Raw genomic sequence first — 12,683 nt, 5'->3', positions numbered from 1 at the left:
TGGACCGGGGTACTCCGCGCCTCTGCGGCTCTGCGTGAGAAATCTTTTTTCGTGATGCACTACGCGTGTGTCGGGAGGAATCCGCATCGGCTTACCTGCCTTCGTCCCGCGCAGGTTCATCCTCCCTCTGACGAACGGGCGATCTCCGGAACCGCATATTCACATGCGAAAAGGAGATCAAGCCCATGCTCAGCCAGACGTCCGAACACGCCATCCGCGCCCTGCTGTACCTGGCCCAGCGCCCCACGGGCGAAGCCGTGCCGGCGGAGCGCATCGCCCGGGCCCTGGGCGCGCCGGCCAACTACCTGGCCAAGACGCTCAACGCCCTCGCCAGGCACGGCCTGGTGACGGGCACCCGCGGCCCCACCGGCGGATTCTGCCTGCGCGTCCCCGCGTCGGACATCACGCTGGCCCGGGTGGTGGAGGCGTTCGGCGAACTCAGGCCCCAGGCCATGTGCATGCTGGGCGACCGCCCCTGCAGCGCCCTCACGCCCTGCGCGGCGCACGTCCGCTGGGCCCAGGTGCAGGGCGCCATCCACGCCCCGCTGCGCACCACGAGCATCGCCGACCTGCTGGATGATTCGCCCCGCGAGGGGCTGCACGCCGCCGGCATGGACGCCGGCACCCACGGCCCGGCCGCCGTCGCGGCCTGACCCGTACCCACGGAGGAGTCCCAACCATGAGCACGCTCATCGAGCAGGAGAAGCCAGGCGCCCGCACGCGCACCGCGCCCTCCGCCCCCCCGGCCGTCCCCGCGGCGCCTTCCCTTCGGCGGAGCCGCGCGTGGCTGTGGCTGGCGGTGGTGCTCTCGGTCGTCACCGGCCTGGCCGGGCTGTTCACGTCCATGCGCCGCGCCCAGGCCGCCCCGGGCGACGCGTTCGCGGCCGGCATCCCCGTCCGCACCACGCCCGCCGTGCGCGGCGAGGAGGTCGCCGAGCTCACGGCGCCGCCCATGGTCCCCAAGCCCATCACGCGCGACTACGCGACGAAGGTCATCGTGGACCTGGAGGTGACGGAAAAGACCATGCGGATGGACGACGGCGTGGAGTACACCTTCTGGACGTTCGGCGGCACGGTGCCGGGCCGGTTCATCCGCGTCCGCGAGGGCGACGACGTGGAGTTCCATCTCAAGAACCATCCGTCCAGCATGCTGCCGCACAACATCGACCTGCACGCGGTCACCGGCCCCGGCGGCGGCGCCGAGGCGACGGTGGTGGGCCCCGGCCATGAGTCCGTCTTCCGCTTCACGGCACTCAACCCCGGCCTGTACGTCTACCACTGCGCCTTTTCGCCGGCGTCGCTGCACGTGGCCAACGGCATGTACGGGCTCATCCTCGTGGAGCCCAAGGAGGGCCTGCCGCCCGTGGACCGCGAGTTCTACGTGATGCAGGGCGACTTCTACACCAAGGGGGCGCGCGGCGAGAAGGGCCTGCAGCCGTTCGACATGCAGAAGGCCATCGCCGAACAGCCGGACTACGTGGTGTTCAACGGCTCCGTGGGCTCGCTGACGGGGGACAACGCCCTCAAGGTGCGCACGGGCGAGACGGTGCGGCTGTTCGTGGGCAACGGCGGCCCCAACCTCACGTCGTCGTTCCACGTGATCGGCGAGATCTTCGACAACGTGTACGCCGAGGGCGGGACGGTCGCCCAGCACAACGTGCAGACGACCACCATCCCCGCCGGCGGATCGGCCATCGTGGAGTTCCGCACGGAAACCCCGGGCAAGCTGGTGCTGGTGGACCACGCGCTGTTCCGCGCCTTCCACAAGGGCACCGTGGGGCTGATGCAGGTGGAAGGCGAGCCCCGGGTGAACGCCTTCGGCGCCATCCGCAACGGCCCGTACACGCCCGCCCAGCCGGCCGGCCGGTGACGTCGATGGATGCGCGGATGCCCCGGCGTCCGCGCACCCGTCGTTCCGAATCCGACCGAAGCAACGAACCCTGACGCACGAGCCCGGACGATGCGCGCCCCGATCCTTCTCCTCCTGCTGGGCCTGGCCCTGCCGATGACGGCCGATGCTGCCGCGCCGGGGCCGGAGATGGCGCGCATCCCCGGCGGCACGTACGTCCCCCAGTTCGTCAACGGGCCCACGCGCGTGCGGGTGGCGCCCTTCGCCATCGACCGCGTGCCCGTGACCCGCGCGGACTACCTGGCCTTTGTCCAGGCGAACGCGCGGTGGCGCCGCGGCCAGGTTCGCCCCGTCTACGCCGGCCCCGCCTACCTGGCGGACTGGGCCGGCCCCCTGGCGCCCGGCGCGCGCGACCTTCGCCGGCCCGTGACGCAGGTGTCGTGGTTCGCCGCGCGGGCCTTCTGCGCCTGGCGCGGCAAGCGCCTGCCCACGACGGACGAGTGGGAGTACGTGGGCCGGGCCAGCGAGACGCGCCGCGACGCCACGGCGGACCGCGCGTTCCTGGCCCGCCTGCTGGAGCTGGCGACGCGCCGGCGCACGGACGCCGCCGTGGGCTCCACGTTCCGCAACGCGTACGGCGTGTGGGACATGCACGGGCTGGTGTGGGAATGGACGGCGGACTTCAACAACCTGATGATCTCCGGCGACTCGCGCGCCACCGGCGGCCGCGACCACCCGCTGTTCTGCGCGGCGGGGGTGATCGGGGCCACGGATCCCGACGACTATCCCGCCTACCTGCGCTACGGCTTTCGGGCCACGCTGGAGGGGCGGACGACGGAAGCCGGCCTCGGCTTTCGCTGCGCACAGGACGTGTGACCATGAACGCCATCCTTCGCCGCGCGCCGCTCTGCGCCGCGCTCCTGCTGGCCGCCGCGTGCGGCCCCCGTCCGGCCCCCGAACCGGTCGATGCGCGTCCGGCGGCATCCATGCCCGCCGCGTCGGATTTCTCCGTCTACGACCTGGAATCGCGCTGGACGGACCAGGCGGGGCAGGGCCGCGCCCTCGCTTCGCTGGCCGGACGACCGCAGGTGCTGGCGCTGGTCTACACGCACTGCGCGCACACCTGCCCGGCCATCCTCGCCGAGTTCAAGCGGATGGAGGCCGCGCTCCCCGCCGGCCCCGGCGCGCCGGGCTTCGTCCTCGTCTCCATCGACCCCGCGCGCGACACGCCGGCGCGGCTGGCGGAGTTCGCGGCGTCCGCGCGGCTGGACCCCGCCCGCTGGACCGTGCTGACGGGGGACGACGAGTCCGTGCGCGAGCTGGCGGCGCTGCTGCGCGTCCGCTACCGGCCGGAGCCCGGCGGCGAGTACTCGCACGCCAATGCGTACCTGGTGCTGGACGCGGACGGGCGGATCGTCCAGCGGCAGGACGGCCTGGGCGACCCTGATCGCGCCCTGGCCACGCTCCGCGCCCTGGCCGCCCGCTGACTGATACCGGACCCGGAGTAAAGGATTGTTTTCCTGAGGGGCCTTCTCGAACTCGACCGCGCCGGATGCCTGCGGCCCCGAAGGATCTTCCCGCCCGGGCAAGGACCGAGTCCAGCGGCGAAGTCTCTGCCCGGCGAAGGAGATCCTTCGGTCGCGCCCACGGGCTGGTGAGCAGGCGATGTCTTCGCGGGCGCTCCCTCGAGAAATCAGCCGCGATGTGCAGTTCCTGTGCGGATCGTATGAATCGCACCGACCGAAATCGACCCGAGCGGCCGGCCATCGACCGCCGATGAACGGAAAGGAGCCGAACCATGCGTCCCTCGTATCTCCGCATCGCCCTGTGCGCGCCCGTGCTGCTGACAAGCGCCTGCGCCACGGTCCATCCCGCGGCGCCCGTGGGCACCAGCCGGCCCGGCGTCGTCCGGCCGACGGGGATCGTTCCCGCGGGCCATACCCAGCTCGAGGTCGGCTACACGCACGCCGAGCAGGACGGACGCGCGCGCGACCTCGTGGGCGAGACCCTGCTGCGCGTGGGCGTGGCGCCGCGGACGGAGGTGCGCGCCGGCTGGGCGTCGTACCAGCGCACGACGCTGAACGGCGCGACGACGGAAGGCGCGGGCGACCTGTCCGTCTCGTTCAAGCACCGATTCAACGATCCGCGCGCGTGGCTCCCCGCCGTGGCCCTCACGGCCGGCAGCACCCTGCCCACGGGCGCGGATGTCGTGAGCGCGGGCGAGGCGCAACCAGAGGCGGCGCTGGCGACGGAGTGGGTGCTGCCGTACAGCCTGCGCATCCTCGGCCTGGCCTCGCACCGGTCCGCCGTGGCCGCGGGCGACCGGTTCGGCAGCACGACGCTCGGCGCGGCGGGGCGGATGCCGATCGGCGGGCGCGTGACGGGGCAGGTGGAGTACACGCACGCCACGTCGACACGGGTGGGCGCGGCGGACGTGGGCCAGGTGCGCGCGGGCGCCGCGCTGCGCCTGACGCACGAGGTGCAGCTGGATGCCTACGCCGGCCGCGCGGACGCCGCCGGCAAGCACGAGTACCTCGTGGGCGTGGGGCTCACGAGCCGCTGGTAGGAGACGGCGGGAGAGTGCAGGCGGGGAGGGGAAGGACGGAACACGGATCCAGTACGATGGCGGGCAGTCTGCCGGTCCGCGGAGGGCCCCCTCCCCCCGGCCCCCTGCCCCCGCTTCGCGGGGGAGGGGGAGAACTTCGGAGCGCCACGGACGGTCCGCGCCGGCAGCAGCCCGCCCACCCCTCGCCCCCCTCCGTTGCCGGCTGTCCCCCGTAACCCGCAGTTCCCGCAGTTCGCAGGCTATTCCCTATTCCCTATCACCTATTCCCTTCCGTCCACCCGTTGTCCGAACGCTCGTTCGAGGTTACAATCCGGGCCGCACCCTCCACCCGACCAACGAGCGAATGAAACGCCGCGAATTCCTCGCCCGGAGCACCGCCGTCGCGGCGGGGCTCACGCTGCCGCACGGCGTGGCCCACGCCACCACCCTCCTGGGCCGCCAGGAAGCCGACCACCGCGAGCTCGCCATGCGCGCCCTGGACGCCGCCCGCGGCGCCGGCGCCAGCTACGCGGACGTGCGCGTGTCGCGCAACCGCAACCAGGCCATCTCCACCCGCGAGCGCCAGATCACCGGCTTCGAGGACGGAGAGACGTTCGGCTTTGGCGTGCGCGTGCTGGCCAACGGGGCCTGGGGCTTCGCCGCCAGCAAGGACCTCACGCTGGACGAGGCCGACCGCGTGGCCCGCCAGGCCGTGGCCCAGGCCCGCGCCAACGCCGCCGCCCGCTCCCGCCCCGTGGAGCTGGCGCCCGTGGAGCGCGTGGCCGACGGCCGCTGGAGCTCGCCCGTGGAGATCGACCCGTTCGGCGTGGCCATCGAGGACAAGGTGGGGCTGCTGCTGCGGGCCAACGAGGCCGCGCTGGGCGTGCGCGGCGCCCGCTTCGTCACCTCGTCGCTGTTCTTTGCCCAGGAAGAAAAGACGTTCGCCAGCACCGAGGGCTCGTACATCGTCCAGACGCTGTACCGCACCTATCCGCAGGTGACGGTGACGGCCGTGGACGCGCAGGGCGGCGACTTCCAGACGCGCCAGAGCACCCCCGTGCAGCCCATGGGCCTGGGCTACGAGCACGTCCGCGATTCGGATCTCGTGGGCAACGCGCCCAAGTGGGCGGAGGACGCCGTGGCCAAGCTGAGCGCGCGCCCCGTGGACCCGGGACGGTACGACCTGGTGCTCATGCCGTCGCACCTGTTCCTGACCATCCACGAGTCCGTGGCGCACCCCACGGAGCTGGACCGCATCATGGGGTACGAGGCCAACTACGCCGGCACGTCGTTCATCTACCCCATCAGCGACTACCTGGGCAAGTTCCGCTACGGCCAGGAGCTGATGAACATCCAGGCCGAGCGCAGCGCTCCCGGCGCCCTGGCCACCATCGGATGGGACGACGAGGGCGTGCGGCCCGACGAGTACCTCATCGTGAAGAACGGGGTGCTCAACGACCTGCAGACCACGCGCGAGCAGGCGCCGTGGCTGGCCGAGTGGTACGCGTCGCAGGGCAAGCCCGTGCGCAGCCACGGCAACAGCTACGCGCAAAGCTGGAGCGACGTGCAGTTCCAGCGCATGCCCAACGTGAACCTCATGCCGCACCCCGAGCGCGACGTCCCCCTGGACGAGCTGGTGGGCGACATCGAGAACGGCATCCTCATCGAGGGCCGCGGGTCGTACTCCATCGACCAGCAGCGCTACAACGCGCAGTTCGGCGGGCAGGTGTTCCACGAGATCCGCAACGGGCGCGTGGGGGGCATGCTCAAGGACGTGGCGTACCAGATCCGCACGCCGGAGTTCTGGAACTCCATGGACCTCATCGGCGGGCGGTCCACGTACGCGCTGGGCGGCTCGTTCAACGACGGCAAGGGACAGCCCTCGCAGAGCAACGCCGTGTCGCACGGGTGCCCGCCCGCGCGCTTTCGCCAGGTGAACGTCATCAACACCGGCCGTCGCGCCTAAGTCGCGCCCACGCAAACGCTTGGCTATCACCGGGCCCCCGCCGCCGCACCCGGCGCGCGGGGGCCCGACAGGTTGACAGAAGGGCGTAAGCGCGGCTAGCTTTTCAAGTTATCCCGATCGATCCGCGGCTGTCCGTTTCTCAACACGGTCGGTTGGCATCCCTCCACCTCTCTACCCAGGGGAGTTCGACCCCTCCGATGTTTCAGAACCTCAAGGTTCGCGTTGCGCTGATCCTGGGCCTGGCGGCCCTGTGCGTCGCCGCGCTGATCTTCAACAAGAGCCGGCAGGGTGACATCGTCACCCTGGGCCTCGACCTCAAGGGCGGCACCTACCTGGCGCTGGAGATCGACGACAGCAAGACGGCGCTCACCAGCGAGCAGCGCGCGGACGCCATCGACCGCGCCCTGCGGGTGGTGCGCATCCGCGTGGAAGGCCTGGGCGTGTCCGAGCCCGTCGTGCAAAAGAGCGGCGACGACCGCATCATCGTGCAGCTGGCCGGCCTGCAGAACACGGGAAGCGCCAAGGAGGTCATCTCCAAGGCGGCGTTCCTGGAGTTCCAGGTGGTGCGCGGCGAGCTGCTGGGCGACGCCATGCCGCGGATGGAGCGCGCCATCCTGGCGGCCTTTCCCAACGAGCGCGGCGCGGCGGCCAACCCGGCGGGCGGCCCCTTCCAGCAAAAGGGCGCCGACAGCGCCGCGGCCCCCACGTCCACCCCGTTCCGGAGCAAGATCAAGGGCGCGGGCGACCAGGGGCAGCTGCTGGTGAGCGTGGCCGACACGGCGGCCCTCGCCCGGTACCTGCGGGTACCGGCCGTGCAGGCGGCCCTGCCGCGCGGCACGGAGCTGCTGTGGGGCGTGGCCGAGGCGGAGGAGAACCAGAGCATGCGCTCCCTGTGGCTGGTGGACCAGAAGGCGCTCATGACGGGCGAGCACCTGGAGAGCGCCGTGATGGGCCGCGACCCGCAGTTCCAGCGCCCCGTGGTGAACTTCGAGCTCAGCCGCCGCGGCGGCCGCATCTTCGGGCGTGAGACGGGGCGCAACATCGGCAAGCAGATGGCCATCGTGCTGGACCAGCAGGTCTACACGGCGCCCGTCATCCAGAGCCAGATCTCGCGCAACGGGCAGATCACCCTGGGCAAGGCCACCGACCAGGAGGCGGCCGACTTGGCGCTGGTGCTGCGCGCGGGCGCCCTGCCGGCCCCGCTCAAGATCGTGGAAGAGCGCACCGTGGGCCCCTCGCTGGGCGCCGACTCGGTGAACTCGGGCTTTGTCGCGGGCCTCATCGGCCTCGTGGGCGTGGTGCTCATCATGATCGGGTACTACCGCATGGCGGGCTTCTTTGCCGTCATCGCCCTGTCGCTGTACACGCTCTACACGCTGGGCGCCCTGGCGGCCATGGACGCCGTGCTCACCTTCCCGGGCATCGCGGGCATCGTGCTTTCCATCGGCATGTCGGTGGACGCCAACGTGCTCATCTTCGAGCGCATCCGCGAGGAGCTCGAGGCGGGGCGGGCCGTGCGGCCGGCGGTGAGCGAGGGCTTCAAGCAGGCGCTCAGCGCCATCGTGGACAGCAACATCACCACGCTGCTCACGGCGGCCATCCTGTACTACGTGGGCACGGGCCCCATCAAGGGCTTCGCCGTCACGCTGGGCGTGGGTATCGTGATCTCCATGTTCACGGCCATCTACGTCACGCGCACGCTGTTCATCCTGTACCTGGAGCGCCGCTCGGCGGCCGCGCAGGGCCTGTCCATCTGACGCGGCGAGGAACCCGAGAATGCGTATCTTCCAGCACGCCAACTACCCGTTCATGCAGTGGCGCCGCCGCGCCTACATCATCACCGGCCTGCTCTTCCTGATGGGCATCGTGGGGATGGTGAAGAACGTGGCGGAGTACGGGTCGTGGCTCAACTACGGCGTGGACTTCAAGGGCGGCACCCTGCTGCAGCTGCGGTTCAACCAGGCCACGCAGGCCGACCAGATCCGCGCGGCGGCCGAGGCGGCCGGGCACGACGACTGGGAAATCACCAACTTTGGCGGCGCCAACGAGTTCGTCATCCGCACGGGGGCGTTCACGGAGTCGCTGGGCCAGACGCCCGAGCAGCAGGTGCGGCAGGTGCTGGCGTCGAAGTTCCAGCCCACGCAGTACGCGGTGGTGCGCACGGAGGCCGTGGGCCCCAAGGTGGGTGACGAGCTGCAGTTCCAGGCCCTGGTGGCCATCCTGCTCTCGTTCCTGATCACCATGGCCTACCTGGCCGTGCGGTTCGAGTGGCGATTTGGCCTGGCGGCCATCGCGGCCACGGCGCACGACATCTTCATCACCCTGGGCATCCTGGCCATCACGGGCAACGAGGTGTCGCTGCAGACGGTGGCGGCGTTCCTGACCATCGTGGGCTACTCGCTGAACGACACCATCGTGGTGTTCGACCGCATCCGCGAGGACATGGCCAAGCCGCGGCACGGCGCCTCGTACATGGACATCCTGAACAAGGCCATCAACGAGACGCTGCCGCGCACGGTGCTCACGGCGTCGGGCACGCTGGTGACGCTGGTGTCGCTGCTGCTGCTGGGTGGTCCGGTGATCCGCGACTTCGCGCTGGTGCTCATCCTGGGCATCTTCATCGGCACGTTCTCGTCCATCTTCGTGGCGTCGCCGGTGCTGTACTTCATCCAGAGCAAGTGGCCCCCGCGCAGCAAGGCGCAGCAGGCTGCGCCTTCGCACAGCGCCCGTCCCCGCGTGCAGCGGACGACTGTTTGAAGTGCGTGAGTGCGGAAGTGCGTTAGTGCGGTAGTTCGCACCAGCGCATCGAGAGGGATGTGACCGCCGCGGGCCTTCAGGGGCGCGCGGCGGTTCGCTTTTCCGGCGTTCGCGCCTAGATTTCCGCCACGCGACGGCACTTTGTCCGATCGCGAACCTGCTTCCGCACTCACGCACTGACGCACTCACGCACTTCCATGCAGCTGATCGATACGCACGCGCACTTGGCTTCGGGAAAAGTTGCTGCCAACGTCGAGGGGATCGTCCAGCGGGCGGCGGACGCGGGGGTGGGGACGATCGTCAGCATCGCGACGGGACCGGAGGACTGGGACGCGGACCTCGCGCTGGCGGAGCGCTTTCCCGGCGTGTACGCCACGGCGGGCATCCACCCGCACGCGGCGTCGCAGGCGTCGGACGAGGCGTTCGCGCGCATGCGCACGCTGCTGGCGCACCCGCGGGTGGTCGGCGTGGGCGAGACGGGGCTGGACTACCACTACGACTTTTCGCCACGCGACGCCCAGCGCGACAACTTCGCGCGGCACCTGGAGATCTCGCGCGAAACGGGCAAGCCTCTCCTGGTCCACAACCGCACGTCGGACGAGGACCTGCGCGCGCTGCTGCGCGAGGCGGGGCAGGGGACGATGGGCGTGCTGCACTCGTTTTCCAGCAGCCGCGCCCTGCTGGAAGAGGCGCTGGCGATGGGGTGGTACGCGTCGTTCTCGGGGATGGTGACGTTCAGGAACTTCGAGGGCGCCGACTTCGTGCGGATGGTGCCCGCGGACCGAATCATGGTCGAGACCGACACGCCGTACCTGGCGCCCGTTCCGCACCGCGGCAAGACGAACGAGCCCGCGTTCGTCACCCACGTCGCCGCGCGCTGCGCCGAGCTCCGCGGCGAAGACCCCGCCGGGTTCGCCGCCCGCACCACGGAGAACGCGCGGCGGTTCTACGGGATCTGAGCGGCAATGCGTCCCGGTCGTCGAGGCGGATGATCGGGGGAATCGTGCGTGAACGCGTGGCCCCGGCGGAGGGACCCCGGCGAATGAATTCGCGGCTCGGACTGCGCGATGTCGGCCTGCGCCGACAGGCCGGGGCCGGGCGAGTGCCGTGGGGTGCACGGACATCGAGCGAGTGGTTTGCGCCGCGCGCCGGCCTCCGCGACCCAAGCCGAAGTTCTCCCCCTCCCCCGCGAAGCGGGGGCAGGGGGTCGGGGGGAGGGGGCCCTCGCCCGTAAAAGATACTCCGCTTTCGTCTCCGATCCGTCCCCGTTTCCTTCCCGTCCGCGAGCCACGCGCTCTCCGCTACGTCCATCCACCTCCTTCCCTTCCGTACCGCTCCGTTTGAGACCGACGCGCACCGGTGTCCGTCTCCGGGCGGCTGTCAACCGTTGACGGTCTCCCCTCGGGCGGACTAGCTTCACCCCGAAGCTCACCCGAAGCCGCCAGACCAAGACCATGCCGCGCCGCATCCACGTTCTTCCCGAGAAGCTGGCCAACCAGATCGCCGCCGGCGAGGTGGTGGAACGGCCCGCTTCCGTCGTGAAGGAGCTGCTGGAGAACGCGCTGGACGCGGGCGCCACCCGCGTGGACGTCACCGTGCGCAACGGCGGAAAGACGGAGATCCGCGTGGCCGACGACGGCCATGGCATGGGCCGCGAGGACGCCCTCCTCTCCGTGGACCGCCACGCCACCAGCAAGATCAGGTCGGAGCAGGACCTGGCCGCCATCCGCACCCTGGGATTCCGCGGCGAGGCGCTGCCGTCCATCGCTTCCGTGTCGCGAATGGTGCTGGAGACGGCCGAGCGCGACGGCCACGGCACACGCGTGGTCGTCACGGGCGGACAGATGGCGGCCGTGGAGGAGTGCGCGCGCCGCACGGGCACCACCGTCGCCATCCGCAGCCTGTTCTTCAACGTCCCCGCCCGTGCCAAGTTCCTGCGCACGACCGCCGCGGAGAACCGCGCGATCGGCGAGGTCATCACCACGCAGGCGCTGGCCACGCCGTCCGTCGCGTTCACGCTCGACTCCGGCTCGCGCGACGTGCTGACCCTGCCCGCGGCGGGCAACGTGGCGGAGCGCGTGGCGGCGCTGTGGGGCAACGACGCGGCGGAGGAGCTGCTGCCGGTGGCGCACCGCATCGGCCCCGTCGCGCTCACGGGGCTCATCCAGCGCCCCAACGCGGCGCGGCCGGGCGGGCGGCGCACGTACCTGTTCGTCAACGGGCGCGCGTTCACGGACCGCTACCTCGTCCGCGCGGCGGACCGCGCGTACAAGACGACCATCGCGCCGGGCAACCATCCGCACCTCTTTCTCTTCCTGGAGGTGCCGGACGGCGAGGTGGACGTGAACGTCCATCCGGCCAAGGCCGAGGTCCGCTTTCGCGACCGCATCGGCGTGGAGCGGCTCATCGAGGAGGGCGTCCGCGCGGCGCTGGCGGGGCTGGAGAGCACGCCCTCCATCGGCATGCGCGGCGCGCCCGGGCCCGCGGAAACCGGCGGATACGTGGCGCCGCACCCCGCGTTCGCCATGCAGACGCTGCGCGAGGAGCCGCAGGTGCGGTTCAACGCGCACCTCGCGCCCTCGTCCGCGCCCCCGGGGCCGGCGGAGGACCCCGCGTCGCAGATGACGCTGTTCGTCACGGGCGCGCCGTCCGCGGCGGACGGGGCGGAGGGCGGCAGGCCCAACCGCGTGCCGCCGGAGATGTTCGCGGGCGCCGCGCCGGTGATGTGGCAGATCCACAACACGTACATCCTGGCCGAGACGCGCAGCGGGCTGGTGCTCGTGGACCAGCACTCCGCGCACGAGCGGGTGCTGTACGAGGAGATCGTCCGCCAGTTCGACGGGGGCGGCGCGGAGAGCCAGCGGCTGCTGTTTCCCATTACCCTGCGCCTGTCGCCGGCGGAGTACGCGCTCGTGGAGCAGATCCAGGGCGTGCTGGAGCGCGCGGGGTTCGAGGTGGAGCCGTTCGGCGGACGGAGCATCATCGTGCACGCGGTCCCCAATCCGCACCCGTACTTCGACGCGGAGCGGTGCCTGCGCGAGATGATCGGGGAGCTGGCGGACGGGTCGCCGCTGGTGGACAGCGCGCGGACGCAGCACCAGCGCATCGCGCTGTCCATGGCGTGCAAGGGCGCCATCAAGGCCGGGCAAAAGCTCACGCAGCCGGAGATGACGGAGCTGTTCGACCGGCTGTTCGCCACGGAGCTCCCCTACCACGACATCCACGGCCGCCCCACGGTGATCCAGCTCAGCCTGAACGAGCTGCACCGGCGCTTCGGGCGCAGCGGGTAGGGGGGAGGCGGATGGTGGATGATCCGATGAGCGTGCGGATTGCGTCGATCAGGTCGATTGCGACTCTCGTGCAGAGACGCGGAGCCCGCGCGGGCGCCCCCTCCGCTCGCCTAGGCTCGCACCTCCCCCAAAAAAGACTGGGGGAGGTTGAACTGCGTGGGGGCGCCGGGATCGTGCTCGTCGGCGGGCGTTCTACCGCGCGCGGAGGGCCCCCTCCCCCCGGCCCCCTGCCCCCGCTTCGCGGGGGAGGGGGAGAACTGCGGGTTTGTGCGGACT

9 protein-coding genes and 1 pseudogene are annotated in these 12,683 nt (G+C 71.2%); all 10 read left to right on the top strand.

Annotated elements, in window-relative coordinates; genetic code table 11:
* Positions 1-185: 185 nt before the first annotated feature.
* Positions 186-653, top strand: coding sequence for an Rrf2 family transcriptional regulator (locus VFZ20_RS03295; RefSeq protein ID WP_329682399.1), 468 nt, complete (start codon positions 186-188; stop codon positions 651-653).
* Positions 654-844: 191 nt separating this feature from the next.
* A pseudogene (gene nirK / locus VFZ20_RS03290) lies at positions 845-1,849 on the top strand (copper-containing nitrite reductase); the annotation flags it as partial.
* Positions 1,850-1,960: 111 nt separating this feature from the next.
* Positions 1,961-2,725, top strand: a complete 765-nt coding sequence (locus tag VFZ20_RS03285) for a formylglycine-generating enzyme family protein (RefSeq protein WP_329682397.1) — start codon at positions 1,961-1,963, stop codon at positions 2,723-2,725.
* Positions 2,726-2,727: 2 nt separating this feature from the next.
* Entirely contained in the window at positions 2,728-3,336 is a 609-nt protein-coding gene (locus VFZ20_RS03280) for an SCO family protein (protein WP_329682396.1), read from the top strand.
* Positions 3,337-3,647: 311 nt separating this feature from the next.
* Complete coding sequence (locus VFZ20_RS03275) at positions 3,648-4,415, top strand: transporter (RefSeq protein ID WP_329682395.1); 768 nt, start codon at positions 3,648-3,650, stop codon at positions 4,413-4,415.
* Between the two features lie 343 nt (positions 4,416-4,758).
* The gene (locus VFZ20_RS03270) at positions 4,759-6,360 is read left to right on the top strand and encodes a TldD/PmbA family protein (RefSeq protein WP_329682394.1); all 1,602 of its coding nucleotides are present in this window, start codon (positions 4,759-4,761) and stop codon (positions 6,358-6,360) included.
* Positions 6,361-6,557: 197 nt separating this feature from the next.
* Complete coding sequence (secD, locus tag VFZ20_RS03265) at positions 6,558-8,117, top strand: protein translocase subunit SecD (RefSeq protein WP_329682393.1); 1,560 nt, start codon at positions 6,558-6,560, stop codon at positions 8,115-8,117.
* Between the two features lie 19 nt (positions 8,118-8,136).
* Entirely contained in the window at positions 8,137-9,117 is a 981-nt protein-coding gene (gene secF, locus VFZ20_RS03260) for a protein translocase subunit SecF (protein WP_329682392.1), read from the top strand.
* 197 nt (positions 9,118-9,314) lie between these two features.
* Positions 9,315-10,076 carry a TatD family hydrolase gene (locus tag VFZ20_RS03255; RefSeq protein WP_329682391.1) on the top strand — a complete coding sequence of 254 codons (762 nt, stop codon included), beginning with the start codon at positions 9,315-9,317 and terminating at the stop codon, positions 10,074-10,076.
* Positions 10,077-10,571: 495 nt separating this feature from the next.
* The gene (gene mutL / locus VFZ20_RS03250) at positions 10,572-12,407 is read left to right on the top strand and encodes a DNA mismatch repair endonuclease MutL (protein ID WP_329682390.1); all 1,836 of its coding nucleotides are present in this window, start codon (positions 10,572-10,574) and stop codon (positions 12,405-12,407) included.
* Positions 12,408-12,683: the final 276 nt, after the last annotated feature.

The organism is Longimicrobium sp., from assembly GCF_036280135.1.
Classification (GTDB): domain Bacteria; phylum Gemmatimonadota; class Gemmatimonadetes; order Longimicrobiales; family Longimicrobiaceae; genus Longimicrobium.
Note: the sequence above shows the minus strand (reverse complement) of the source record. Positions and strands in the feature narration are given on the sequence as shown.